This is a genomic window from Halopiger goleimassiliensis (assembly GCF_000455345.1).
Lineage (GTDB): Archaea > Halobacteriota > Halobacteria > Halobacteriales > Natrialbaceae > Halopiger_A > Halopiger_A goleimassiliensis.
Genome location: NZ_HG315690.1, coordinates 2,659,726 through 2,684,375, shown reverse-complemented (window position 1 = coordinate 2,684,375; position 24,650 = coordinate 2,659,726). Strand labels below are relative to the sequence as shown.

The 24,650-nt window shown below is 67.1% G+C and carries 20 protein-coding genes; 11 read left to right on the top strand and 9 right to left on the bottom strand.

Features of this window, described 5'->3' with window-relative positions; translation table 11 throughout:
• Nucleotides 1-43: 43 nt before the first annotated feature.
• Nucleotides 44-760 (bottom strand): bacteriorhodopsin, encoded by a 717-nt coding sequence (locus tag TX79_RS13175; RefSeq protein WP_049927899.1) that lies wholly within the window; start codon nucleotides 758-760, stop codon nucleotides 44-46.
• Nucleotides 757-2,424, bottom strand: a complete 1,668-nt coding sequence (locus tag TX79_RS13170) for a methyl-accepting chemotaxis protein (RefSeq protein ID WP_049927898.1) — start codon at nucleotides 2,422-2,424, stop codon at nucleotides 757-759. The genes TX79_RS13175 and TX79_RS13170 overlap by 4 nt, the downstream gene beginning before the upstream one ends.
• A 157-nt stretch (nucleotides 2,425-2,581) precedes the next feature.
• On the opposite strand from TX79_RS13170, the gene TX79_RS13165 reads away from it, so the two are divergent.
• The 3 genes from TX79_RS13165 to TX79_RS13155 are packed head-to-tail and all read left to right on the top strand — an operon-like array spanning nucleotide 2,582 to nucleotide 5,538.
• Nucleotides 2,582-3,373 carry a lycopene cyclase domain-containing protein gene (locus TX79_RS13165; protein WP_049928398.1) on the top strand — a complete coding sequence of 264 codons (792 nt, stop codon included), beginning with the start codon at nucleotides 2,582-2,584 and terminating at the stop codon, nucleotides 3,371-3,373.
• The gene (locus TX79_RS13160) at nucleotides 3,363-4,439 is read left to right on the top strand and encodes a Brp/Blh family beta-carotene 15,15'-dioxygenase (RefSeq protein ID WP_049927897.1); all 1,077 of its coding nucleotides are present in this window, start codon (nucleotides 3,363-3,365) and stop codon (nucleotides 4,437-4,439) included. Before TX79_RS13165 ends, TX79_RS13160 begins: the two co-directional genes overlap by 11 nt.
• Before the next feature lie 25 nt (nucleotides 4,440-4,464).
• Nucleotides 4,465-5,538 carry a zinc-dependent alcohol dehydrogenase family protein gene (locus TX79_RS13155; protein ID WP_049927896.1) on the top strand — a complete coding sequence of 358 codons (1,074 nt, stop codon included), beginning with the start codon at nucleotides 4,465-4,467 and terminating at the stop codon, nucleotides 5,536-5,538.
• Between the two features lie 36 nt (nucleotides 5,539-5,574).
• On the opposite strand, the gene TX79_RS13150 is transcribed toward TX79_RS13155, so the two are convergent.
• Nucleotides 5,575-6,249, bottom strand: a complete 675-nt coding sequence (locus TX79_RS13150) for a CPBP family intramembrane glutamic endopeptidase (RefSeq protein WP_049927895.1) — start codon at nucleotides 6,247-6,249, stop codon at nucleotides 5,575-5,577.
• Between the two features lie 148 nt (nucleotides 6,250-6,397).
• On the opposite strand from TX79_RS13150, the gene TX79_RS13145 reads away from it, so the two are divergent.
• Both TX79_RS13145 and TX79_RS13140 read left to right on the top strand, forming a co-directional pair.
• A complete protein-coding gene (locus tag TX79_RS13145; RefSeq protein WP_049927894.1) occupies nucleotides 6,398-10,861 on the top strand; it encodes an ATP-dependent helicase in 4,464 nt (1,487 codons plus the stop codon).
• A 563-nt stretch (nucleotides 10,862-11,424) separates the two neighbouring features.
• On the top strand, nucleotides 11,425-12,294 hold the full coding sequence (locus TX79_RS13140; protein ID WP_049927893.1) for an amidohydrolase family protein: 870 nt from the start codon (nucleotides 11,425-11,427) through the stop codon (nucleotides 12,292-12,294).
• Nucleotides 12,295-12,620: 326 nt separating this feature from the next.
• On the opposite strand, the gene TX79_RS13135 is transcribed toward TX79_RS13140, so the two are convergent.
• From TX79_RS13135 to TX79_RS13120, 4 genes are all read right to left on the bottom strand, one after another.
• Entirely contained in the window at nucleotides 12,621-13,388 is a 768-nt protein-coding gene (locus TX79_RS13135) for an IclR family transcriptional regulator (RefSeq protein WP_049927892.1), read from the bottom strand.
• A gap of 226 nt (nucleotides 13,389-13,614) precedes the next feature.
• Nucleotides 13,615-14,220: an HD domain-containing protein gene (locus tag TX79_RS13130; protein WP_049927891.1), complete on the bottom strand. Its 606-nt coding sequence runs from the start codon at nucleotides 14,218-14,220 to the stop codon at nucleotides 13,615-13,617.
• 5 nt (nucleotides 14,221-14,225) lie between these two features.
• Nucleotides 14,226-14,942 carry an EthD domain-containing protein gene (locus TX79_RS13125; RefSeq protein WP_049927890.1) on the bottom strand — a complete coding sequence of 239 codons (717 nt, stop codon included), beginning with the start codon at nucleotides 14,940-14,942 and terminating at the stop codon, nucleotides 14,226-14,228.
• A gap of 103 nt (nucleotides 14,943-15,045) precedes the next feature.
• Nucleotides 15,046-15,522, bottom strand: coding sequence for a VOC family protein (locus TX79_RS13120; RefSeq protein ID WP_049927889.1), 477 nt, complete (start codon nucleotides 15,520-15,522; stop codon nucleotides 15,046-15,048).
• Between the two features lie 185 nt (nucleotides 15,523-15,707).
• On the opposite strand from TX79_RS13120, the gene TX79_RS13115 reads away from it, so the two are divergent.
• The 3 genes from TX79_RS13115 (at nucleotide 15,708) to TX79_RS13105 (ending at nucleotide 18,755) form a co-directional block, all read left to right on the top strand.
• Nucleotides 15,708-16,031, top strand: a complete 324-nt coding sequence (locus tag TX79_RS13115) for an EthD family reductase (protein ID WP_049927888.1) — start codon at nucleotides 15,708-15,710, stop codon at nucleotides 16,029-16,031.
• Entirely contained in the window at nucleotides 16,028-17,722 is a 1,695-nt protein-coding gene (locus TX79_RS13110; protein ID WP_049927887.1) for a thiamine pyrophosphate-binding protein, read from the top strand. The genes TX79_RS13115 and TX79_RS13110 overlap by 4 nt, the downstream gene beginning before the upstream one ends.
• 64 nt (nucleotides 17,723-17,786) lie before the next feature.
• On the top strand, nucleotides 17,787-18,755 hold the full coding sequence (locus TX79_RS13105) for an NAD-dependent epimerase/dehydratase family protein (protein ID WP_049927886.1): 969 nt from the start codon (nucleotides 17,787-17,789) through the stop codon (nucleotides 18,753-18,755).
• Between the two features lie 70 nt (nucleotides 18,756-18,825).
• Here TX79_RS13105 and TX79_RS13100 read toward each other — a convergent pair whose 3' ends face one another.
• A complete protein-coding gene (locus tag TX79_RS13100) occupies nucleotides 18,826-19,029 on the bottom strand; it encodes a hypothetical protein (RefSeq protein ID WP_049927885.1) in 204 nt (67 codons plus the stop codon).
• A 102-nt stretch (nucleotides 19,030-19,131) separates the two neighbouring features.
• Here TX79_RS13100 and TX79_RS13095 point away from each other — a divergent pair, with 102 nt between their 5' ends.
• From TX79_RS13095 to TX79_RS13085, 3 genes are all read left to right on the top strand, one after another.
• On the top strand, nucleotides 19,132-20,406 hold the full coding sequence (locus tag TX79_RS13095; protein ID WP_049927884.1) for a M24 family metallopeptidase: 1,275 nt from the start codon (nucleotides 19,132-19,134) through the stop codon (nucleotides 20,404-20,406).
• A 3-nt stretch (nucleotides 20,407-20,409) separates the two neighbouring features.
• Complete coding sequence (locus TX79_RS13090; RefSeq protein ID WP_049927882.1) at nucleotides 20,410-21,417, top strand: LLM class flavin-dependent oxidoreductase; 1,008 nt, start codon at nucleotides 20,410-20,412, stop codon at nucleotides 21,415-21,417.
• A gap of 80 nt (nucleotides 21,418-21,497) precedes the next feature.
• Nucleotides 21,498-24,107 carry a penicillin acylase family protein gene (locus tag TX79_RS13085; protein WP_049927881.1) on the top strand — a complete coding sequence of 870 codons (2,610 nt, stop codon included), beginning with the start codon at nucleotides 21,498-21,500 and terminating at the stop codon, nucleotides 24,105-24,107.
• Between the two features lie 54 nt (nucleotides 24,108-24,161).
• Here the strand turns inward: TX79_RS13085 and TX79_RS13080 are convergent, their stop codons facing one another.
• Nucleotides 24,162-24,548: a PaaI family thioesterase gene (locus TX79_RS13080; RefSeq protein ID WP_049927880.1), complete on the bottom strand. Its 387-nt coding sequence runs from the start codon at nucleotides 24,546-24,548 to the stop codon at nucleotides 24,162-24,164.
• Between the last annotated feature and the right edge of the window lie 102 nt (nucleotides 24,549-24,650).

The window sequence follows — 24,650 nt, the reverse complement described above, 5'->3', positions numbered from 1 at the left end:
CCGGCGAGCGCTCGAACGCGCGCCCAGCCAGTTACGGTTCGTCTCAGTCGTCCGCCGGCGCGGCGCTCGAGTCCGCGGCGAGCGATTCGCCGCGCTCGGCCTCGATGACGGCGCTGGCGTTGAGCGCGATCAGCCCGAAGCCGACCTTGGTCAGCAGGTCGAGGTATGTGATCAGCGCGACGTCGACTACGGGGGTCAGCAGTCCGAGTCCCGGCGGACCGAGCAGCCAGATGGCGGGGTACACCGACCAGAGGATCACGGTGAGGTTCCGCAGGCTGGTAAACAACGAGGTGGTGCCGGGACGCCGGTCGCCCGCTCGAACGCTCATCGGTCCCAGCAACACGTACAGCAGGCCGACGTAGGCGATCCCGCCGAGGGCGAACAGCCCGTAGCCGACGGCCCCCTCGAGGAGCGCGGCGGCGAACCCCAGCCCCATCACGGCGGTGTTGATCCCGACGACCAGTCCGAGTTCACGCCGGTCGCTTCCGGCGAGCAGTCCGAGAAACAGCAACAGCAACGGCGTCGTGAGGATCCAGTCGACGTATCGCGGCGCGAAGACGAGTTCGTCGCCGACGGGGATCCAGCCGATCCCGAGGGCCATCGTCGCGTAGGCGACGGTCGCGATCGAACTGGTCGCCGCGAGGAGGCCGTAGTACTTGCGGTAGGCGTCGTCGCCCGTCACGCCGCCCCAGACGAACGCGAGGGTGCCGGCGGCCATGCCCAGAGCGCCCAGCCAGAACACGGACGTCGGGTCGATCATCGGCGACTCCCCCCGTCGGCCATCGCGTTCGGCGACGCCCGCGCCTCGCGGCGATCGGCGGACACCTGCGTCTCCTCGAGCACCTCGAGCAGCGTCGTCGCGCCGTCGGAGAGGGTTTCGACGCGATCGAAGACGTCCCTCGCGGCCGCCGACTGGGCCGCCGCGTCGTCGGTGACGTCGCCCGCTTCCGTCGCGGTCGTCTCGGCGATGTCGGCCACGTCGTCGATCGTGCTCGCGATCTCCGAGGCGGACTCGGCCTGGCGGTCCGTCGACGTGTTGATCTCCTGGATGCCCGTGTTGGCCTCCTCGACGGCTTCGACGATCCGCTCGAGCGAGTCGACGGTCTCCTCGACGGTGTCGACGCCCCGCGAGATCCGGTCGCTGGTCTCGCGGATGTCCTCGACCGTCGACTGGGTCCGTCCCTGGATCCGCTCGATCGACGACGCGATCTCGTCGGTCGCCGCCTTGGTCTCCTCGGCGAGCGATTTGACTTCGCTCGCGACGACGGCGAAGCCGTCCCCGTCGTCGCTCGCGTGGGCCGCCTCGATCGACGCGTTCAGCGCGAGCAGGTTCGTCTGCTCGGCGATGTCGGCGATGATCTCGGTCACCTCGCCGATCTCCTGGACCTCCGCGTTGAGTTCCTCGATCGCCGCGACGGCGGCGTCGGTCTGTTCCTCGACCTCGTTCATCTCCGCGATGGCCGCCTCGGCTGTCTCGAGGCCGTTCTCGCTGGCCCGAGCGGCCTCGTGGGAGGTCTGGGCGACCTCCGCGGCGCTCGCGGCCATCTGTTCGGTCGTCGCCGAGATGTCGTCCATCTCCGCCGCGATCTCTCGGATCATCTCGGTCTGTTCGTCTGCGCCGTCGGCGATCTCCTCGATCGTCTCGCTGACCGCCTCGCTCCGTTCCCGGACGTCCTCGGCGTTCGCCCGCACGTCGTGGCTGGCCGTCGAGACGTCCTCGGCGAACCCCTGGATGCGGGCCACGAGCGACTCGATCCCGTCCATCATCTCGTCGAACGAGTCCGCGATCGAGGCCATCGCCTCGTTGTCCGTGTCGGCGTCCAGCCGCGCCGTCAGGTCGCCGTCGGCACAGCGGGCCATCACCTCGCCGAACCGTTCGGCCTCGGCCTCAAGTTCCTCGTTGACCGCGGTCACCCGTTCGCGTTCCCGTTCGGCTTCCTCGCGGGCCTGTTCCGCTTCTTCGCGTGCCTCCTCGGCCCGTTCGCGAGCTTCCTCGGCCTCCCGTCGGGCGGCCTCGGTCTCCGACAGGGATTCCCGGAGGGAGGTCCGCATCTCGTCGAAGGACGCGTAGAGTTCGGCGATCTCGTCCTCTCGGCGGGTGTCGAGGTCGACCTCGAGGTCGCCGTCTCCCATGCGCCGGGCCTTCGCCGAGAGGGTCGACAGCGACGCGGCGGTGTTGCCCCCGACCGTCGCCGCCACGAGCCCGACGTTGATCACCGTCAGGACGATCAGCCCGAGGATCGCGGCGGTCGCGCTCTCGCCGACGACCGCGACCTCGCCGGTCTCGAGCGCGGCCCGTATCTCGAGGATCATCGCCCCGCCGAACGCCACCGTCACGGCGGTGACGAGCGTGAATATGGCACCGAGCTTCCCCGTATAACTCCGGCGAACGCGACCCGGAAGCAGCGATCTCGCGACGTTCATGGCCCGGGGTTTGAAACGGCCCACTTTAGGGGTGGTGGCCAACAGTGCAACGTGGCACCGCACGAACACGCTCGCGGCCGAATTTCGCGTTGGCCACATCGTTCATGAGCCGGGTGGCGAAAGGGGAGACGATGTGGCGACGCCGCCGCTGCTCACGATGACCGTTCCGCTCACGTACCTCGAGTTTCACGCGCTGTTCCTCCTGGTACCGATCCTCGGGCTAGGATGGCTCGCCGCCCGCCGCGAGGGGGCGTGGTGGGGTCCCGGCCCCCTCTCGGGTCTCGCCGTCGTCGTCGTGCTGGCGGTCGTCTACACGACTCCCTGGGACAACCTGCTGATCGCCGAAGGGGTCTGGGGGTACGCCGAGGGAGCCGTCGTCGCGACGATCTGGCACGCCCCGCTCGAGGAGTACCTGTTCTTCCTACTCCAGCCGATCCTGACCGCCTGCTGGCTCTTTCAGTGGCCGCACGTGCCCGAACGCTCGCTGGCGATCCCACACCGGCATCGACTCGGCGGTATCGTCGGAGGACTCGCCGTCGCCGGCGTCGGCTGGCTGCTGCTGGGAACGTCGTCGACGTACTACCTCGGCGCGATCCTCCTCTGGGCCGGCCCGATCCTGGCGATCCAGTGGGGGTTCGGCTGCACTGCCCTCTGGGACGCCCGCCGCACCGTCGCGGTCGGCGTCGCCGTCCCGACGCTCTATCTCTGGCTCGCAGACCGCATTGCGCTCGGCCTCGGCATCTGGCACGTCTCCGAGACTCACACGACCGGTTACGCCCTGCTCGGCCTCCCGCTCGAGGAGGCGGTTTTCTTCCTCGCGACGAACGGCTTCGTCGTCCAGTGTCTCGTCCTCTACCTGTGGCTGCTCGAGCGACGAGACGAACTTCCCACCCTCTCGCTCGAGCGAGTCCGCACACGAACTCGAGCGGTGACGCGTCATGTCCGGTGAACCGACTCCCGCGACGCCACGCGCCCGGGATCCCTCGGAACGGCGTTCGACGGCCGTCGCGACCGCCGGGCGGATCAGCCTCGGCTGTGGCACACTCGCGCTCCTGACCGGCGTCGCGCTCTCGGTCGCCCTCGAGTCGCCGCCGCTTTCCGTCCAGTTGATTCCGCTCGCGGCGAGCGTCGTGGTCCTCGGACTTCCCCACGGTGCGGTCGATCACCTCGTCCTCCCGCGTTCGCGGGGTGATCCCGTCACGAACCGCTCCGTCGCCGTCACCTGTGGGGGCTATCTCGCCCTCGCGGCGGCCTACGCCGCGGTCTGGTTCTTCGCGCCGGCCGTGGCCTTCGCCGGATTCGTCCTGCTAACGATCGCCCACTGGGGACAGGGCGACGTCTACGCGCTCGTCGCCCTGCTGGGGGTCGACCACCTCGAGACGCGGGGCCAGCGGCTGCTCGCGGGCGTCGTTCGCGGCGGACTGCCGATGCTCGTCCCGCTGGTCGCCGCACCCGATCAGTACGCGGCCGTCGCCGGCGCGACCGTCGGGTTGTTCGATCCAGCGGCCGCGGCGGCGCTCGATCCCGCGTTCGATCCGGTCGTACGGCGCTTGGTCGGCGTCGGATTCGCCGCGCTCGTGACCCTCTCGCTTTGCTGGGGACTCGTCCGGAGCGGGGCCTCCAGGGGGTGGTTGCTCGACGCGGGCGAAACGCTTGGACTCGCCGCGTTCTTCGCCGTCGTCCCGCCGATCCTCGCGGTCGGGCTCTACTTCGCGCTCTGGCACTCCGTGCGACACGTCCTGCGGACGCTGCTGGTCGACGCCCCCGCGGCCGCCGCGCTCGAGGAGGGCGACGTTTCGGCGGCCGTCCGGCGGTTCGCCCGCGACGCCGCGCCCTTTACGGCGGGCGGACTCGTCGTGCTGGCCGGGCTGGCGCTCGTCGTCCCGCGGACGCCGGCGACGCTCCCGTCGCTGCTGGGGGTCTACCTCGTCTGTCTCGCCGTGTTGACCCTGCCACACGCGGTCGTCGTCTCCCTCCTCGACCGTCGGCAGGGGGTGTGGACCGCCCACGTTTAACTCGTCGCTCCCCGAGACGGACGGTATGCGCGCTGCAGTCCTCGAGTCCTACGGCGAGCCCCTGTCGATCGAGTCCGTCGACGACCCCGACCCCGCGCCCCACGGCGTCGTGGTCGACGTCGAGGCCTGTGGCATCTGTCGCAGCGACTGGCACGCCTGGCAGGGCCACGGCGAGTGGGCGGACGACCGGGTCCCGCTCGGACAGATCCTCGGCCACGAGCCCGCGGGCCGCGTCGCTCGCGTCGGCGAGCGAGTGGCGGCGCTCGAGCCGGGAGACCGGGTGGCGGTCCCGTTCAACCTCGGCGACGGCTCGTGTCACCAGTGTCGGAACGGCCACGGGAACGTGTGCGAGGACGGTTACGCGCTCGGCTTCGAGGCCGACGTTCCCGGCGCGTTCGCCGAACGGGTCCACGTTCCCCACGCGGAGTTCAACCTCGCGCGGCTTCCGGACGGCGTCTCCGCGATTGCGGCCGCCGCGCTGGGCTGTCGGTACGTGACGGCCTTTCACGCCCTGGCCCACCGGGCCGACGTCGCCGGGGGCGACTGGGTCGCCATCTACGGCTGCGGCGGGCTCGGACTCGCGGCCGTCCAGATCGCGACTGCACTCGGCGGCCGGGTCGTCGCCGTCGACGTCCGCGAGGAGCCGCTCGAGCTAGCGACCGACCTGGGTGCCGAGGCGACCGTCGACGCGAGCGCGCTCGAGGGCGACGTTCCCGCGGAAATCGAGGCGATCACCGACGGCGGCACCCACGTCTCCGTCGACGCGCTCGGCCGCGCGGAAACCTGCCGAAACAGCCTCGATTCCCTCCGGACGCGCGGCACGCACGTTCAGGTGGGGCTGACGACCGACGCCGAGCGCGGCGAGGTGTCGCTGCCGATCGACGAGATCACCCGCTGGGACGTCACCGTCGTCGGCTCCCGCGGGATGCCGCCCTCCCGGTACGACGAACTCCTGCGGCTGATCGACGCCGGCCGCCTCGAGCCGTCCGTGCTGGTGACGCGGGAGGTGGCGCTCGAGAACGTCTCCGATCGCCTCGCCGCGATGACCGAGTACGGGACGACGGGACTCGAGGTCGTGACGCGGTTCGACGGTCGGTAGAACGGTCGTCCGGTCCTGAAGGGGATCCGACGACTGTTACTCGGCGAACAGTGCGAGAACCGGAAGAAGCCAGATCAGCACGTGCGCACCGACGACGGGCACCAGCGTACGGCGTCGCAGGTAGACGACGACGAATAGCGCGGCGACCGCTGCGGTCTGGACCAGGTTGCCGAGCGGCCAGACGACGGCGTGGACGAGGGTGAAGGCGATCCACGTCAGCCCGCCGGCAGTGAGGGGGCTGTCGGTGAACGCGAGGAGCCGTTCGATCGCGTACCCCCTGTACAGCAGTTCTTCGACGACGCCGGTCGTGATCGCCGCCGCTAGCCCCACCAGCGGACTCGGCAGTTCCTCGAGACCGCTCGTTCCCGCCTCGAGGGGCAGGCCGAGCGCTCGTACGAGCGGATCCGTCGCGACGTAGATCAGCAACGCGACGGCCGCCGTCCCGAGCAGATAGCCGAGGTCGATCCACGCCGGACGGCGAAACCCGATCGACGGCGGCGACAGGCCTTCGACGCCCAGCGCGACCGCGAGGACCGCGGCGAGGACGAGCCACTGGAGCGCCATCGCCAGCGGTTGCGAGAACTCAAGCGCCTCGCTCGCGTACGAGAGTGCCGGCAGCGCGCCGAGCGCGACGACGAGCGTTAGTGCCGTTACGACGGGCATCTCCGCGAGTCCCGTTCGCGGACTCGTCTCCTCCGCCGTTCGTGTCATGCTCCGTGGATCTCTCCGACGGAGAAAATACCTTCCGGAGGTGTCACATTCGTTCCCATCCGGCGAGGGCGAGCGGAGGACGGGATCGGGTTTCACTTTCGCTCCGCTGGCCAAACCCTCTTACATACCCGTCCCCGAGACGACGCCAATGAGCGGTCCCGAGGGCCTCGAGTTGCCCGTCGCCGACGACTCCCTGCCGTTCGATCCGGACCGAACCACGATCGAGGACGGGGACGTCTTCGCGTCGCTCGAGCCCGCGGTCCAGGAGTGGTGGCTCGAGGAGTTCGGCGAGTTCGTCCCCGAGAACGAGGGCTTCTTCACGCCGCCACAGCGCGGCGCGATTCCGAAGATCCACGAGGGGCAGAACACGCTGATCTGTGCGCCGACTGGAAGCGGAAAGTGCGTCAAACCGGATACGCCGATGATCGTTCGAGACGACGGGGAGGCAGCGGTTCTTCGGGCGAAAGACCTTCTCGAACGGCGAAATCGGAAAGTCACGGACGTCGACGAAGACGGAGAACTGTACACGAGTTCGGTCGAGGCATACTCGCTCGACGAAGGTGAGGTCTCGCTCCGTCAGTCGATGGTGTACTCGGAATCTTACGACGGACCGATCCATCGAATTCAAACGTCGTACGGGAGGGAAGTCGAGGTTACGCCGGATCATCCCCTCCTCGTCGAGACGGCGTCCGGACCCGAGTGGCGGTCGGCAAGCGAGATCCAAGACGGCGACCGGATAGGAATTCCGACGCGCATCGATCTTCCCGAGCGCGACATCGAACTCGACGTGGGTTCGGCACTCGATCGGCTGCGATCGGAATTCCCGCTGGTTGCGACCGAGGCGGAGTCCGATCGAGTCGTCGCTCGTCTCGAAGAAGGGGACCCCATCTCAGCATTCGACGAGTACGAACGATGGCTCGCACTCGCACTCGCAGATCTCACCTTCTCGGACGTGGCGGATCGATTGTCGATTAGCCTCGCATCCGTCTCGAAGCTCGTAAACGGGACGAGCGAGTACCGCTCCGAAGAATTTCTCTCGATCCTTCGAGAAGCGTATACGCCGCTCGAGCCCGGTGAGGTACTCGTTAAAACGGACAATGGTCGCGTTACCCGCTTTCGCTATCCGACGACGGTAGATTCCGAACTCGCAGAACTGGCTGCGTTCGTCCTCGCGGAGGGGCTTGTCGGTGAGTACGAACGGACCAGATTCGTGATGATCTCCCAGAAGAATCGGAGCGAACTTCTCGAACGCGCGATGGAGACGATGCGAGAGCAGTTCGGAATCGAATTCGAGCGGAAGTCGGAGATCGATTACGTTATTTCCAACGCAGCGTTTTCCGTCTTCTTTACGGAACTGCTAGATATCGGATCGGGTCCGGGCCGTGAGGTACCGCTCCCAAACTGGGTGCTGAATGCGACAAAACCGATCAAACGGTCGTTCCTCTCGACGTTTTTATCGTTGGAGGGCGAGATTCGGTCCAACGAAGTCCGTCTCGTTCAGGCCAACGAGTTGAAAATAGAGCAGTTGACGTATCTCTTGCTCTCGTTCGGGATTCTCCCCGCTCGCAACCGTCGGGAGAAGTACGCGACGAATACGGACGAACAGACCCGGCGAGCGTATCATTCACTCACCATTCGAGGAATCGAGAACCTATCGAAACTTCTGTCGGAGTGCTCGATCGTCCATCCAAACGTCGACGAATTGAAGGCGCACGCTTCTGGACAGAGTAACGGAAACCACATCGGACGGCACGCGTTCGACTATCGGGACGTTCGTGCGCTATCGGCGTACTTCGAGAACGATCGAGAATTCAATGCTGAACTGGGCAACATCTACGAAGTGGCCAGACGAAGCGGATATCTCACGGAACGGGCGCTGGACAAGCTATCTACGAAACTCCAGTCGCTGCCGTCCGACGAGACGACGCGAGAACTCGCCGCGAAGATCGACGATATCCGCAGCCGAAACATCGCTTGGGTAACTGTCGAATCGAACGAGCCGTCCCACTACAGCGGTCAGATTGTCGATCTCAGCGTTCCGGATACGCACAACTTCGTCGGCGGTCGCGGCGGATTGTACCTTCACAACACGCTCGCATCTTTCACGTCTATCATCGACGAACTCTACAGACGTGACCGCGAGCGCGCTGGCGGCCTCGAGAACTCCGTCTACTGCCTGTACGTCTCGCCGCTGAAGTCGCTCGCGAACGACATCCACCGGAACCTCGAGGTCCCCCTCGAGGGGATCGAATCCATCGTGGAGGAGCGCGACGACCAGGAGATGGGCGAGATCCGCCACGCGATCCGCCACGGCGACACCTCCTCGAGCGACCGGCAGAAGATGCTCGAGGAGACGCCCCACATCCTCAACACGACGCCAGAGACGCTCGCGATCCTCCTCAATTCGCCGAAGTTCCGCGAGAAACTGCGGACCGTCGAGTACGTCATCGTCGACGAGATCCACTCGCTGGCGTCGGGCAAGCGCGGAACTCACCTGTCGGTGAGCTTAGAGCGCCTCGAGTCGATGGTCGATCACGACGTTACGCGGATCGGCTGTTCGGCGACGATCGAGCCGCTGTCGCAGGTGGCCGAGTTTCTGGTCGGCCAGGAGGAACCCGGGGGAGAGTCGAGAGAGTATGACATCGTGGACGCCCGCTTCGCCCGCGAGTTCGACATGGAACTCGAGTGTCCGACCGACGACCTGATCAACACGCCCCGCGAGATCGTTCAGGAGCGGTTCTACCGGATGCTCCACGAGCACGTCCAGGAGCACACGAACACGCTCGTGTTCACCAACACCCGGTCGGGTGCCGAACGCGTCCTGCACAACCTCCGCGAGCGGTTCGACGCCTACGACGAGACAAACTCGGGCTGTCACCACGGCAGCCTCTCGAAGGACGTCCGCCACGACATCGAAGAGCGGCTCAAGGAGGGAAGCCTCGACGTGGTCACCTCCTCGACCAGCCTCGAGCTGGGCATCGACATGCCACACGTCGACCTCGTGGTGCAGGTCGGTTCGCCCAAGTCTGTCGCCGCCCTGCTCCAGCGGATCGGTCGCGCGGGCCACCGCGTCGGCCAGACCGTCACCGGCCGGGTGATCGCGCTCGACCGTGACGAACTGCTCGAGTGCGCCGTCATGCTGAAGAAGGCCGAGGAGGGGTTCGTCGACTCCGTCTCGATCCCGGAGAACGCCCAGGACGTCGCCGCCCAGCACGTCTACGGGATGGCGATCGCGGAGGTCCGGCCCGAAGAAGACGTCCTCGCCACCCTCCGGCGGGCCTACCCCTACCGCGACTACGGCGACGAGGAGTGGGCGTCGCTCTGTCGCTACCTCACCGCCGACTACGCCGGCCTGGAGGACCGCAACGTCTACGCGAAGATCTGGCGCGACGAGAACGACCCGCCCAGCGGCCAGCACCACTACGAGGAGTACCCCGTGGGCGAGTCGCTGATCGGCAAGCGGGGCCGCCTCGCCCGGGTTATCTACATGACCAACATCGGCACGATTCCGGATTCGTTCACCTGCGACGTCTACACCCGTGCGGGCGACGAGTGGGTCGGCCAACTCGACGAGGACTACCTCGACACCCTCGAGAAAGGCGACGTCTTCGTCCTCGGGGGCGACCACTTCGAGTACCGCTATCGCCGGGGCTCGAAGGTCTACGTCGATCGCACGAGCGCCCGACCGACCGTCCCCTCCTGGTACTCCGAACGCCTGCCGCTCTCCTACGATCTCGGCCGCGAGATCCTCGCGTTCCAGGGCGAGTTGCTCGAGCATTACGACGAGGGTGGCCCGCCGCGGGTACGGGCCTGGCTCCGCGAGTTCCCCCTCGACGACGACAGCGTGCGGGCGATCGCTCGGCTGTTCGACTATCAGCTCCGGTACGCGGGAGCCGAGAGCGTCAGCACCGACGACCGCCTCTCGATCGAGGTCGTCCGCGACCGCGAGGAGTACGAACGCCACTACTACGTCCACTCCACCTACGGCCGGAAGTTCAACGACGGCTTCTCCCGGCTCCTGGCGTACCGGTGCGCCCGGGAGGCGACCGCCAACGTCCGCGTCGCGGTCGCGGACAACGGCGTCGTGCTCACGATGCCCCTGAACCGGAAGGTCGACATCGAGGGGATCATCGACGACCTCGACCCGGACGAGGTGCGCGAGGACCTCCGTGCGGCGCTCTCGGGCACCGACCTGCTCCAGCGGTACTTCCGGATCAACGCCACCCGGTCGCTGATGATCCTCAAACGCTACAAGGGCTACGAGAAGTCGGCCAGCGAGCAGCAAGTCTCGAGCGAGATGCTGCTGGGCTTCGCCGAGGATCTCGAGGACTTCGCGGTGATCGAGGAGACCTACCGCGAGATATTAGAGGACAAACTCAACGTCGCCGAGATCGAGGCCGCCGTCGAGGCCATCTCCGAGGGTGAGATCGACGTCGAGCGCCACCTGCTGGACTCGCCGACGCCGCGAGCGTTCGGCCTCGCGACGCTGTCGGCCAGCGACGTCGTCCTCGCCGAGGACGAGAGCGCCGCGTTGCAATCGTTCCACGACCACGTCTTAGAGGAGATCGGCGAGGAGTCGCTGCGCGGCCTCTCGTCTGAACCCGTGGACTGACGGAGGCGGAGGGACTAGCTACTGGTCGGAACTTCCCGTGGAACCCCTGTTCGAGCGGTAGCGTTCTCCGTCGGTTGCGGTCGTCGAGGGGACTCTCGAGCCGACGACATGGCGAGTAATATCAGTATACAGTCAATGAGGTATATTTGATCATTATCTTCTCGATTTCGGATCGGAGAACACCGTGGTATCCACCGGGGATCATGAGCGGATACTTACTTATGCTGAGTTACTAATCGTGGATGTCGACGGGGGAGAGACGAAAACGCGATTATGGCGGCGCGAACGAAGCACATCGGGTCAAATCACGGCGGTTGGATTCTATCGAAATGCAGACGACGAAATTACGAATTCTGGAATATGGCTGTTCGAAATAGTAATCGACCGATCCTGTGTCGGAGTCTATCTCCGCGAACGGAATGATATTTAATCTGGTTCTTGTGAAGATATGTATGGAATTGTATTGGTCGTTGGTCGGGTGGCCGGAACCGTCGTCCCGGAACGAACGAGACGAGTCACTAGCCGGACAAAAATACATGTAGCGGTACCACGTTGACCGTCGTATGGGTTCGCCTACGGTACTCGACGAGCCGCGAGCGATCGATACGCACGCCCACCAGCCGACCAGCGAGTTCCTCCACGACGCCGGCGGCCAGATGATGCGAGACGCCGCCGACCGGTTCGGTGCCGACCTCGAGACGGACACGTACGAGAACATGATCGCCGAGTATCGCGAGGCGGGCGTCGGTCGCGCCGTCCTGCTCGGCTGGGACGCGGAGACGAACACCGGGAACCCGCCCGTTCCGAACGACTACGTGGCCGAGGTTCGCGACGAGTACGCCGACTTCTTCGTCGGATTCGGTTCCGTCGATCCGCTCAAAGACGACTGCGTCGAGGAGGCGATCCGCTGCGTCGAGGACCTCGATCTCTCCGGGTTCAAGTTCCAGCAGATCGCCCAGGGGTTCGATCCGTCCGATCCCGAGCACGAGCAGCTCTGGGACACGATCGAAGACCTCGGCGTGCCGGTCGTCTTCCACGGCGGGAACTCCACCCTGGGTGCCTGCTCACCGGGCGGTCGCGGGCTACAGATCAAGTACGGGAATCCGATGCTGATCGACGACGTCGCCGCCGCCCATCCCGACCTCCAGATCCTCATCGCCCACCCCGCTTACCCCTGGGAGAAAGAACAGCTCGCGATCTGCCAGCAGAAGGGCAACGTCTACATGGACCTCTCCGGCTGGATGCCCCGATACATCGACGAGCAGGTACTCCACTACGCGAAAACGCTGCTCTCGGACAAGGTCATGTTCGGCACCGATTACCCGATGCTCGAGCCGGGACCGTGGCTCGAGCAGTTCGCCGAACTCGACTTCGACGAGGAGATCCAGCGGAAGATCCTCTGGGAGAACGCCGAGTCCTTCCTGGAGCTCTAACGCGTCGTCTCGTCGGTTGTGGTCCCGTCCAACTGCCTCTCAGCCGAACAAACGGCTCCACGGCACCTTTGCGGATCAGCGACCTGCGATCGCGTTCGAGTTATGGAAACGCTCTGTCCGATAGCCGACGCCTACGACGCATGGCCGGGGGGTCACCGCTGTACATTACACCCGTATGGATGTAACGAGCGGCGTACTGCTGTGTTATTTACAGCCGTACTATTGTAATCAACTCGTGGCCGAACCACAGATGGCGTTCGAGTAATACGAACAGCAGGTACCGCAGTCGCGTCGCGGACCGTCCGAGACGCTTCGAGACGTCCGGGCTACGAGTGGGCGAGGTTGATCTCCACTTCGTTGGTGGCCCCGAGGAGGAGGGCCGGCAGTTCGTCGGTCATCAACTCGCCGTGAAGGCGGTTGGCGGGACCGGCGACGCTGATCGCGCCGATGGCGGTGCCCGACTCGTCCCTGACCGGGGCCCCGACGGCGTGAACGCCGATCACCGACTCCTCGCGGTTGAACGCGTAGCCGCGCTCGCGGATCGTCTCGAGTTCCTCCCGGAGGGCCGTTCGATCGGTGATCGTCTTGTCCGTCTGGGCGGACAGGCCGTACTCCTCGAGGATCCGTTCGATCCGCTCGTCGGGGAGGTGGGCGAGGATCGCTTTCCCGGCGGCGAACTGGTGGAGGTGGGTGCGCTGCCCGACTCGAGCGTGCGTCTTGACGGAGTGTCGACCTTCGGCACCGTAGACGTGAACGCCGACGCCGTGTTCCTCGATCACGCACCAGACTTTCTCGTCGGTCTCGGCGGCGAGTTCCTCGACTTTCGGCTTGGCGACGTCGTACAGGCGATGCTGCTTGCGGACGTGACCGCCGTAGTCGAGAAACCACGCGCTGAGTCTGTAGCCGTCCCCCTCCTGTACGAGGAGCCCACGGGACTCGAGCGTCTTCACGTGCCGGTGGACCGTACTCTTCGCGAGGTCGAGTTCGTCGGCGATCGCAGTGATACCGACTCCCTCGGAGCGTTTGACGACGTCGACGATGTCGAATGCCGTCTCGACGGTTTCGACGGGCCGGTGACGCGCGTCGGTTGCCATGTGCAACTGCTCATTGTGCATTGACAAAAAACTTGTTTCCGCTATTCGAACGGTTTCGCGATTCGTTTCCATGACTCGAACGACGTGAACCGTCACTCGAGTCGTCGCCGCCGTTTCACCGTCCCGAAACGGACTGCGTTCGCTCCTTTTCGTGGCTCCTGCGGGACTGGAATGTGGTCGACCGTCCGCGGTAGTTCGGCGTTGATCCGGAGGATGGTTCCTCGTCCTACGACGTCTGGGAGTACTCCTCGACCCACTCCTGGAGCGTGATCCCCATCGTCGCTTGCGTGATGGCGTTCGACGACGCCGAGTTGGCGCTCTTGACGAGTTCGGCTTCCAGCGTTCGCGTCGGCACTTCGCCCAGGAAGTGTGGGATCGCACGCTGGACGGCAAGCGGACAGCCGACCTCGTGGGCCAGCGCGTACCCCGAGATGGAGTGGGGAATCTCCTCGCTGACGTACCGCGGGTCGGGATCGGCGAGCAGTTCGTCGTCCACGAACTCCGGATACTCGTAGCACTTCCCGACGTCGTGGAGGAGACAGGCCGCGACGATCGCGTCGACGTCCGGATCGGCCCCGTGGAACTCCCGCTGTTCGCGGGCTGACTCGACGGCGATGCGGGTGACGCCGCGGACGTGCTCGACGTTCGTCACCTCGTGGATGTTCCAGGCGTAGGGGACGTCCTCGACGTCCCGCCATCCTCCTCGCTCCAGGCCCAGTACCCAGGCCTCGACGACGCGCTCGCGCAGGTCGTCGTCCTCGATCCGTTCGAGTTCGGGGAAGGCGTCGCGGACCTGGCGCTCGAAGTCGACGTCGGAGTCGGTGTCGGACATGGCGATCAGCGCTCGTTCGTGACGACCCGTTCGCGGCCGATGAATCGGGGCCGCTCGTCGATCGCCAGGAAGTTGTCGACGTCCTCGCGGGCCTCCCTGGCCTTCCCCTTGTCGGGGGCGTAGTCCCGCGATCCCTCGCTGCCCAGCGCGTCGTACAGCTTCTCTACGTCCTCGAAGTAGAGTTCGGCGACGCCGTCGAACTCCGCGTTCTCGGGATCGGTCGGCAGGATCGTGTTGTACTTCACGACGCCCTCGATCTCCCTGGCGATCGGGGTGTGGTTGGTCTGCCAGTAGTCGACGAACTCCTCGTGGGACATCCCCTCCTGGCGGACGAGAAACGCCGAGTGCTTGTACAGGCCGTTCGTGTCGCCGTCGACCTCGTCCTTCTGGACTACCTCCTCGCCGATAAAGCGCGGTCGCTCCTCGATCGCCAGGAAGTTGTCGACGTCCTCGCGGGCCTCGGCCGCGACCTCCTTCGTCGGGTCGTAGTCCCGGGAGCCGGGGCTGCCCAGCGCGTCGTGGAGGGCCTCGAGATCCTCGAAGTACAGCTCCGCCAGGCCGTCGAACTCCGCGTGGTCCGGGTCGGTCGGCAGGACCTGCTGGTAGCGGACGACCCCCTCGATATCGCGGGCGATGGGGGTGTGCTCGGTCTGCCAGTAGTCGACGAACTCCGCGTGGGACATGCCGTCCTGTCGGACCAGGAGGGCGACGTGCTTGTACATCACCCGTTCGTTTTCCGCACGGTACAATAAATGATGAGGTCTGCGAGCAGTTCGCACGGAGTTGCTCCCGCCGCTCCCCATCGATAACCGACGTAGCTCGACCTCAGAGCCGCTCTCCGTCGACGAACAGCCGCCGACCGGCCTCGCGATGCTCCGCGTACCCGTCGTAGTACTCCATCAGCTGGAACAGCGCCCCGGTCGGGTTCGACGGGGGGACGAACGCCTCACCCCAGTGATCGAACTCGGCACGCTCCGCGACGGGGACGTCGTCGGCCTCGAGCACCTCGACGGCGCGCTCGAGGTCGCTCACTTCCAGCGTGACGTGGTGGAGGCCCGGCCCCTCGCGCTCGAGGTACTCGGTCAGGAACGACTCGGACCCGTCTTCGGGGGCGATCAGTTCGAGCCGGGAAGCACCGCCGAGCACGTACGTCGCCCAGGTGAACGATCCGTACTCGCTGGCTTCCTCGTGGATCTTCTCGCAGCCGAGCGCGAACAGCAGCGCTTCGGCGGATTCGATAGACTCGACGGCGATCCCGACGTGGTCGACGCGCGTCGCTGGCAGCTCGCGGTTCTCCTCCATGCCCGTGTGGGATCATAGCAACCTACATAGGTGTTCCGGACGGTCCGGGTTTCGAGCGCGCCCGGCGACGCGACGGCGACGAGCGGTTCGGGGACGCGTGCCCGGCGGCCGCGATGCGTGCCGTGCGGAACGTGGACACACCGCACCGTTAGAACAAAGTCGCCGGCACGCAACAGTGTACGTGCATGACAAAACTGGTCGAGTTCCTCGTCCGGAGCGACGAGTACAGTCACGACGAGTTCGTCGAACGCTGGCAGGGCGAGCACGCGGAGATCGCCCGCGAACTCCCTGGACTAACGCGGTACAGCACTTCCGTCCCCGTCTCCCCCGAGGAGACCGAGTACGACGGCGTCCTCGAACTCACCTTCGAGAGTCCCGAGGCGCTGCAGGAAGCGTTCGCCTCCGACGTCGGGCAGGAGGTCCAGACCGACGCCGCGGAGTTCGTCGACGTGGGCGCGGGGCCGCGCCTGATCGTCGAAGAAACGGTTCACGTCGACGCGGACGAATGACGACGACCGCGTCCGCGCTCGTCGAGACGCTCGAGCAGTTGGGCGTCGAGTACGTCTTCGGCTACCCGGGCGGTCGGGTCATCGAACTGTTCGAGCACCTCCCCGACTCCGAGGTCGACGTCGTCAGGCCGCGCGACGAGCGCGAGGCCAGCGTCATGGCCGAGACGTACGGTCGGCTGACGGGTCGGCCGGGCGTGCTCACCGGCCAGGGGCCGTGGATCGGTAGCCTGGGCTCGATCGGCCAGATGGAGGCGCGACTGTCCTCGTCGCCGATGGTCGTGCTCACCGAGGCCTCGGAGCGCGGCGAGTACTCGACGCTGGCCCCCTACCAGCAGTCCCGCGGGGACTACGGCGGGCTCAGCCTGCCCGACATCCTCGACGGCGTCGCGAAGGAGTGGTGGTTCCCGCGCACGCCCGTCGAGACGGTGCGGTCGACGCAGTTGGCGTTCAAGCACGCCGTTGCCGGCCGGCCCGGACCCACCGCGGTGATCCTGGACGGCAACGCGATCACGGCCGACGTCCCCGAGGACCCGACCCCACCCGCCTGGGACGCCCGCGCCCAGACGCGGACGTGGGACGCCGCGCCGACCGACGAGGACGTCGCCGCGGCCGCTGACGCGCTCGAGGCGGCCGATCGACCGGTGATCATCGCGGGCAACGGCGTCCACGCCGCGGGGGCGTACGACGAACTCGCGGCGGTCGCCGAGGCCTACGACTGCGCCGTCGTTACCTCCTACCTCGGGAAGTCGACGTTCCCGGAGACCGACGAGCGTGCCGCCGGCGTCATCGGCTCGTTCGGTCACGAGGGAGCGAACCGGGTCGTCAGCGAGGCCGATACGCTGCTCGTAGTCGGCTGTCGGCTGAACCCGATGGACACCAACTGGCAGGCCCCGTCGTTCATCCGGCCCGACGAGCAGACGATCGTCCACGCGGACGTCGATACGCGCAACGCCGGGTGGGTCTACCCGGCGGACGTCGGCCTGATCGGCGACGCAGCCGAGAGCCTCGCGGCGCTTTCCGACGCCGGCGGGGCCGCGAACGACTGGGCGCTCGAGCGGGCCGCCGCGGCCCGCGAGTGGTTCGACGCGCCCGAGTGCGACGCCGACTCGACGCCGATCAAGCCCCAGCGCGCGGTCGACGCGATCGAGTCGGTCGTCGACGCGGAGACGATCGTCACCGCCGACTCGGGGAACAACCGGTTCTGGCTGCTGTACTACCTCCAGACGCCGGCGGTCCGGACCTACTTCGGCAGCGGCGGCGTCGGCGGAATGGGGTGGGCACAGCCGGCCGCGGTGGCCGCGGCGCTGACGACCGACGACGACGTGATCTCGGTCGCCGGCGACGGGGGCTTCGCGATGACGATGAACAGCGTCGAAACCGCCGTCGAGTACGGCGTCGCGCCGACGTTCGTCGTCCTGAACGACACCAGCCTCGGCATGGTCCGCCAGATGCAGGACGAGGGCGAGATCGCCGGCGTCGAGTTCCACGACACCGACTTCGTGACGGTCGCCGAGGCGTTCGGTGCCGTCGGCCGGCGCGTGATCGATCCCGCTGACCTCGTTCCGGCGCTCGAGGAAGCGACGGCCGCGGACATCCCCTACGTCCTCGACGTCCGCATCGACCGCGAGGAAGACATGGCCGACACCCTTGCCTCCTCGTTCTACGAATCGATCGGAGGGCTCCACGAGTGACGACGGACACGAATCGTGCGAACGACCACCAAGATATACGTACGCGATCGAGAAACCATAACGCATGAACGACACCGACGCAACGGTACTGGTGACGGGCGGAACCGGGTTCATCGGTTCCTACGTGGTACAGGACCTGCTCGAACACGGCCACGACGTGGTCGCCTACGACCTCTCGACGGACACGGAGATCCTCGAGAACCTCGGCGTCGCCGACGACGTGACGGTCAGACGCGGCGACGTCTCCGAGCCGACCGACGTGATCCGGGCGATCAAGGAGACGGGCGCGACCCACGTCGTCCACCTGGCTGCCTTGTTGACGACGACCGCACGCGAGAACCCGCGTGCGGCGGCCGACGTGAACGTCATGGGGACGAACAACGTCTTCGAGGCGGCCCGCACGCTCGACGATCAGGTCGAGCGCGTCGCCTGGGCGTCCTCGGCGGCCGTCTACGCGCCGCCGGAGAACTACGACGCCGAGTGGGTCGACGAGGGCGAACTCGTCTATCCCGACACCCTCTACGGCGCGACCAAGGAGTACAACGAGCACCAGGCGCGGGTCTACTACGAGGACTACGGGCTCGACCACGTGGCGCTTCGCCCGACGGTCGCCTACGGCCCCTACCGGGAGACCGGGGGTTCCGCATTCCTCGCGAACATCGTCGAGAAGCCGGCGCTCGGCGAGTCCTACAGCGTCGACTACGGTGACCAGTACGTCGACTGGCAGCACGTCGAGGACATCGCCCAGGCGTTTCGGAAGGCGGCGTTCACGCCCGAAGCGGACCTCACCCAGCGCGTCTACAACGTCCGCGGCGTGCTCGCGACGGTCCGGGAGGCGGCCGAGACCGTCGAGTCGATCGTGCCCGACGCCGACGTCGACGTCTCCGACGACGGAGAACTCCCCTGGACCCAGAACCTGGACATGACGAAGGCACAGGAGGATCTGGGTTACGAGGTCCGGTACGACCTCGAGCGCGGCTTCCGCAAGTACGTCAACGTGCTGCGCGAGGAGGCCGGTCTCGAGCCGGTCTAATCGGTCCGTTCGACGCGTTAGGTGCCGGTTTCGACGCCGCTCTCGCCGGGTGAGCGGCCGCGGACGCGACTCAGTCGGACGCGTCGAGCGGCGGGTCCTCGTCGTCGACGATCCGCCGGACCTCGTCCTCCTCGAGGAGGTCGATCAGGCTCTCGTCGCCGTCGCGGTAGGCCTCGAGTTCCGCGTCGGAGAGGTGCGACTCGAGCTGGTCGTCGGTGAGCGACCCTTCGAGCTTGTCGTCGATGTCGTCGGGATCGTATCCGGGGATTGGCATGCGATAACACACATCTCCGATCGCCTTATCGGTGTCGCTCGTCCGACACGGACGGTCACCGGGAGCAGTACGATTTAGTACGCTCCCGTGATACGTCGACCCATGCCGTTCTACGAACGGGAGTACATGGAAGGCACGCTCGGGACCCAGGCCGTCGACTGGGAGCAACGGATCGATACCCAGCGCCTCCGCGAGGAACGCAAGCAGAAGGCCCTCGAGCGGCTGCGGGAGACCGATCTGGGCGCGATGTTGCTGCTCTCGGATCCGAACATCCGCTACGTGACCGGGCTCGCGATGACCGGCGGCAGCGGCGCGGACCACTACACGCTGCTGACCGAGGACGGCGACGTCGTCCACTGGGACACGGCCGACCACGCGAGCAACCAGCGGGCGAACTGCCCCTGGCTCGAGGACGTCCGGTACGCCTGCCCCGGACTCGGGAACGTCCCGCGCGCGTCGGGGAGCGCTTCGGCGCGGCGGTTTTTGCTCTCGACGATGGCCGAGACCGTCGCCGAGGCCGCCGAAGAGTACGGCGTCGCCGACGAGAAACTCGGCATCGACGTCGGGAACGCCGGCCTCGTCGAGGCGCTCGAAGCCCAGGGGCTCGCAGTCGAGACCGGGACCGCCCGGGAGGCGATGCTCGAGGCGCGCACGACCAAGACCGAGGACGAGATCGAGTGTCTGCGGATGGTCGCGGCGATCTGTGAAGCGGGCTTCCAGCGGATCACGAACGCCGCCGAGCCGGGAGCCCGCGAGAACGAGGTGTGGGGCGAAGCGGTGCGGGAACTGTGGCGACACGGCGCGTTCGTCGGCGGCGGCTACCTCACGTCCGGCCCGAACACCTGGCCCAAGCACCAGGCGAACACGACCGATCGCGCGCTCCGACCCGGCGACCTCGTCTACGCCGACTTCTACAACGTCGGCTACCTCGGCTACCGGTCGTGTTACTACCGCACCTTCTCGCTGGGCGAACCGACGCGGGAACAACGGGATGCGTACGAGACCGCGCGGGACACCCTCTACGACGTCCTGGAGCGGATCGAACCCGGCGCGACGACCGACGAGATCGCCGAGGGGTTCCCGGACATGGCGGGCGAACACGCCGACTACTACGGGGCCGACGAGCACTGGCAGCTGACCACGAACCACTGGGCGCACGGGCTCGGCCTCCAGCTGTACGAGGTGCCGCTGATCTGGCGCGGCCTCTCGCCGGACCACCCCATCGAGATCGAGGAGGGGATGACGATGGCCGTCGAGACCCAGGAGCCGGCCGGTCGCCAGGGCGTCCGCGTCGAGGAGATGGTCGTCGTCCGCGAGAACGGCGTCGAGATCCTGAGCCAGTGGCCCGTCGAGGAGATCACCGTCATCGACTACTGACCCATGAAACTCGGAACCGGACTGTTCACGGCGCAGCAACGCCCCGACGACGACCGCGAGCCCAGCGAGGTGTACGACGACCTCCTGACGCTGACCCGCGAGATCGAGGCCGCCGGCCTCGACAGCGCGTGGGTCTCCGAACACCACTTCGCCGACGACGGCTACCTCTCCGCCACGATGCCGACCCTCGGCGCGATGGCCGCCGAGACCGACGCCCTCGAGATCGGCAGCTGCGTCGCGCTCGGGCCGCTGTACGACCCGATCCGTCTGGCGGAGGACGCTGCCACCGTCGACCTGCTCGCGGACGACCGGCTCACGCTCGGGCTGGCGATCGGTTCGAACCCGCGGGAGTTCGACGCCTTCGGCGTCCCGCGCGAGGAGCGGGCCGACCGGCTCGCGGACCTCGTGGCGTTCCTCCGGAACGCCTGGAGCAAGGGTCCTCTCGAGTACGAGTCGGACTTCCGCGACGTGCCGGCGGACGTCTCGATCACGCCCAAGCCGCCGGGTGGCGACGTCCCGATCATGCTCGGCGGCGCGGCCAAGCCGGCGGTTCGGCGGGCCGCCCGGACCGCCGACGCCTGGTGTGCGCCCTCCGCGCTCTCGGTCGAGGGGGTCCGCAAACGCGTCGAGGATATCCGCCACGTTCGAGCCGAGGAGGGCATCGACGGCGAGTTCGAGCTCTACGTCCTCCAGCACGGCTGGGTCGGCGACTCCCGGGCGGACGCCTGGGAGACGATGCGCGACGGCTACTTCTACGTCCAGCGACGGTACGAGGAGATCTTCTCCGGCGAGTCCGTCGCCGAACTCGACGACGAGCGCAAGCGCGAACTGAAGGAGCAGGCGATCTTCGGCACGCCCGACCAGGTCGTCGACGAACTCGAGACGTACCGCCAGGCGCTGGGCGACGACGTTCACTTCATTCTCCGGACCTACCACCCTGGCGTCGGCACCGAAGCGATGGTCGACTGTGTGCATCGCCTCGGCGACGAGGTAGCGCCCCGGGTTCGGTAGCCTACCGCTGCCGCCGGACGGCCGCCGGTAACGGCTTCCGCCACCGGTAGCCCTTTCACCGGGAACGTGATGCACGGGGTATGGTAGCACCTATCAGTAGGCGCGCCCTCTTGCGGGGCGGCGCGGCGGCTACCGCGGGGAGTTTCGTCAGCACGACGACGCTCGCGTACGGCGACGACGGTCGCGAGACGGCCGTGCGGATCAGACGCGACGAGTACGGCGTTCCCCACGTCTACGCCCGCGGTGCGGACGGTCCGGCACCCGTCTTCTACGGCTACGGGTACGCGACGGCCCGGGACCGGCTCTACCAGCTCGAGCTGTACCGCCGCTACTACCACGGCACCGTCGCCGCGGTGCTGGGCGCGGAGTGGGTCGACTTCGACCGCGAGGCGCGACTCACCCACGACAGTGGCGTGCCTCTCGAGGATCAGATAGCGACGCAACTGGACGCCGAACACCGGACGGTGCTGCGGGCCTACGCCGACGGGATCAACCGCCACATCGAGGCGGTACGCTCCGGCGAGAGCGACCGCGCGGGCTTTCACCGGGGGTTCGTCGAACACGGCTTCGAACCCGACCCCTGGGACGCCGTCGACGTCGCCGGCGTCTTCGTCGCGACGATGGCCTTCTTCTCGGGCGTGAACCTCGAGTCGCTGAACGCGGCCGTCCTGGCCGGGCTCGAGGAGCGCTACGACGAGGAGACCGCCTGGGACCTGTTCGAGGACCTGCAGTGGGGCGACGATCCGGACGCGCCGACCTCGGGCGACGTCCCCAATCCCGGCTTCCGGCCGCCGACCGCCGAGGCCGGCATCTACGAGGACCGACTCTCGAACGGCGAACGCGGGGGCACCAGCAACCGCATCACCGGCGGCGAGTCTCGGCTCTCGAGCGATCCCGGGGCCGCGTTCGAGCGACAGCAGGAGCGCCTCGAGACGCTCGTGACGGGCGCTCGCGATCTGGGTATCCCGACGACGGTCGGCTCGAAGGCCCTGGCCGTCCACGGCGATATCACGGAGAGCGGCGACCACCTGCTGATGGGCGGGCCGCAGATGGAGTTCTCCACGCCCTCGGTGATGTACGAGGTCGGTCTCCACGGCCCGGACTTCGATATCGCCGGGATCACCGTCGCGGGCTACCCGGCGGTCATGTTCGGGCACAACGGGGACGGCGCATTCACCTCGACGGCGGGGGTCGACAAGAGCATCCAGACGTTCGTCGAGTCGATTCGCACGACCGAAGACGGCCCGGACGAGTACGAGTTCCGTGACCAGTGGTATCCGATCGAGACCGACGAGCAGGTCATCGAGGTGGCCGACGGTCAGAACGTCACCCAGACCGTCCGCCGGACGCGCCACGGCGTCGTCACCGACTACGATCCCGAGAACGGCGAGGCGATCGCCCAGACGCGGGCCTACGACGGGCGAGACATGCGCTCGTTCCGGGCGTTCTACGACGCGCAGTTCGCCGACGACGTCGAATCGTACGGCGAGGCGGCCCGACAGTGCGACTACTCGCTCAACTTCGTGTGGGCCGGCGCGGGCGGCATCGGCTACTTCCACGTCGGTCGGTATCCCGACGCCGAGGCGGTCCCCTGGGACACCCGGCTGCCGGCCGACGGGACCGAGCACGAACTGACCGACGACGACTTCCTGCGAGCGGCCGACGGCGAGGTCCCATACAGCATCGATCCGCCCGCCGGCTACTCTGCGCAGTGGAACAACAAGCCCGCGCCCGACTGGGACAACGGCGATCGGAGCTACTCGTGGGGCGTCGACCACCGCGTCCAGCGGCTGATCAACCGGGTCGAGCGCGAACTCGAGACGAGCGGGACGGTGAGCTACGAGAACCTGAAGGAGCTGGTTTACGACACCTCGTTCGTCGACCTACGAGCGATCCGATACAAGCGGTTCCTGCTCGAGGCGCTCGAGGACGCCGACCTCTCGGCGACCGAAGCCGAGGCGAAAGCAGCGCTCGAGCGGTGGGACGATTACCGCCAGGCGGACGGCCCGGGCTACGCGGGCCGATACCCGGTCGGGTACACGGTCTTCGACGCGTTCTTCCCGCGGCTGCTGGAGCGGACGTTCGCGCCGACGTTCGGCGAGGAGTTCGAGACGGCGCTGACGTTCCTGAACTTCCGGTACGGCCGTCCCACGCTCATGCGCGCGCTCTACCCCGAGGAGACGGCGCTGGACACCGCCGTCGAGTACTTCGACGGGGACCGCGACGCCGTCTTCCGCGCCGCGTTCCGCGAGGCCGTTGCCGCCCTCGAGGACGAGTACGGCCCGGACGTCGCCGCCTGGCGCGCCGACGTCGAGACCGACGACCTCGGCAACGTCGTGCTGTTCGGGATGCCCGTCGGCGTCGGCGACGCCGGCGAGATGCCGTTCGTTAACCGCGGCACGGAGAACCACTTCGTCCGGATCGGCGACGAGGGCGGCGTCGCACGCGCCGAGAACGTGTTGCCGCCCGGCAACTCCGGCTACCTCGCGCCCGACGGGGAACCCGATCGCCACTACGACGATCAGCTCGCGCTGTTCCGCGACTTCGAGTACAAAGACCTGCGATTCGAGGACGGCGAGGTCGCCGCCGCGACGGTCGAGCGGACGGTGCTCCGACCCGACGGCGCGTCGGGGCACGACAGCTCCGATCGATCGGGGGGTTCGGGCGAGTCGCCCGCCGACGACGACTGATCGCCGGTCGCGCTCGAGGGCACCCCCGGATTTCGCCGTCGGGTGGCAGTTGGGTTAGCCGGTCTTGTAGACGCCCCGGGCGTCGGCGATGAGCGTGTCGTCTGCGTCGGCGTAGACGTCGACGTCGACGACGCCCACGTCCCCGCCGCAACGGACCACGTCCGCCTCCGCGTAGAGGTCGCCCGTCCCCGCGTCGAGGTAGTCGATCCGCATGTCGACCGTCGGGACGGGCTGGTCGACCAGCGAGACCAGCGCCGCGCCGCCGACGGTGTCCGCGAGCGTGAAGGTGACGCCGCCGTGGGCCATCAGCTCGTCCTCGTTCCAGGACAGTTCCTCGGTCATCTCGAGCCGCCCCTCGGCGTGCCCGTCGGCGCACTCGGTGACCTCGATTCCGAGCAGGGACGCGAAGGGCATCCCCTCGAAGAAGGCTTCGATGTCCATGCACGCCACGATTTCTCGCGGATCACAATAAAAGTACCACTGAGACCGAACGATCGTCACGTCGCGGCTCCCGGGTATCGATGTGATTCCGGCCCCGTTCCC

What these genes read in the sequence shown, in the direction of transcription:
- TX79_RS13165 (WP_049928398.1), top strand. Translation starts at nt 2,582, where the DNA reads ATGACCGTTCCGCTCACGTACCTCGAGTTTCACGCGCTGTTCCTCCTG.
- TX79_RS13105 (WP_049927886.1), top strand. Translation starts at nt 17,787, where the DNA reads ATGAACGACACCGACGCAACGGTACTGGTGACGGGCGGAACCGGGTTC.
- TX79_RS13145 (WP_049927894.1), top strand. Translation starts at nt 6,398, where the DNA reads ATGAGCGGTCCCGAGGGCCTCGAGTTGCCCGTCGCCGACGACTCCCTG.
- TX79_RS13095 (WP_049927884.1), top strand. Translation starts at nt 19,132, where the DNA reads ATGCCGTTCTACGAACGGGAGTACATGGAAGGCACGCTCGGGACCCAG.
- TX79_RS13155 (WP_049927896.1), top strand. Translation starts at nt 4,465, where the DNA reads ATGCGCGCTGCAGTCCTCGAGTCCTACGGCGAGCCCCTGTCGATCGAG.
- TX79_RS13120 (WP_049927889.1), bottom strand. Translation starts at nt 15,522, where the DNA reads ATGGAGGAGAACCGCGAGCTGCCAGCGACGCGCGTCGACCACGTCGGG.
- TX79_RS13100 (WP_049927885.1), bottom strand. Translation starts at nt 19,029, where the DNA reads ATGCCAATCCCCGGATACGATCCCGACGACATCGACGACAAGCTCGAA.
- TX79_RS13090 (WP_049927882.1), top strand. Translation starts at nt 20,410, where the DNA reads ATGAAACTCGGAACCGGACTGTTCACGGCGCAGCAACGCCCCGACGAC.
- TX79_RS13085 (WP_049927881.1), top strand. Translation starts at nt 21,498, where the DNA reads ATGGTAGCACCTATCAGTAGGCGCGCCCTCTTGCGGGGCGGCGCGGCG.
- TX79_RS13170 (WP_049927898.1), bottom strand. Translation starts at nt 2,424, where the DNA reads ATGAACGTCGCGAGATCGCTGCTTCCGGGTCGCGTTCGCCGGAGTTAT.
- TX79_RS13135 (WP_049927892.1), bottom strand. Translation starts at nt 13,388, where the DNA reads ATGGCAACCGACGCGCGTCACCGGCCCGTCGAAACCGTCGAGACGGCA.
- TX79_RS13125 (WP_049927890.1), bottom strand. Translation starts at nt 14,942, where the DNA reads ATGTACAAGCACGTCGCCCTCCTGGTCCGACAGGACGGCATGTCCCAC.
- TX79_RS13115 (WP_049927888.1), top strand. Translation starts at nt 15,708, where the DNA reads ATGACAAAACTGGTCGAGTTCCTCGTCCGGAGCGACGAGTACAGTCAC.
- TX79_RS13150 (WP_049927895.1), bottom strand. Translation starts at nt 6,249, where the DNA reads ATGACACGAACGGCGGAGGAGACGAGTCCGCGAACGGGACTCGCGGAG.
- TX79_RS13140 (WP_049927893.1), top strand. Translation starts at nt 11,425, where the DNA reads ATGGGTTCGCCTACGGTACTCGACGAGCCGCGAGCGATCGATACGCAC.
- TX79_RS13110 (WP_049927887.1), top strand. Translation starts at nt 16,028, where the DNA reads ATGACGACGACCGCGTCCGCGCTCGTCGAGACGCTCGAGCAGTTGGGC.
- TX79_RS13130 (WP_049927891.1), bottom strand. Translation starts at nt 14,220, where the DNA reads ATGTCCGACACCGACTCCGACGTCGACTTCGAGCGCCAGGTCCGCGAC.
- TX79_RS13080 (WP_049927880.1), bottom strand. Translation starts at nt 24,548, where the DNA reads ATGGACATCGAAGCCTTCTTCGAGGGGATGCCCTTCGCGTCCCTGCTC.
- TX79_RS13175 (WP_049927899.1), bottom strand. Translation starts at nt 760, where the DNA reads ATGATCGACCCGACGTCCGTGTTCTGGCTGGGCGCTCTGGGCATGGCC.
- TX79_RS13160 (WP_049927897.1), top strand. Translation starts at nt 3,363, where the DNA reads ATGTCCGGTGAACCGACTCCCGCGACGCCACGCGCCCGGGATCCCTCG.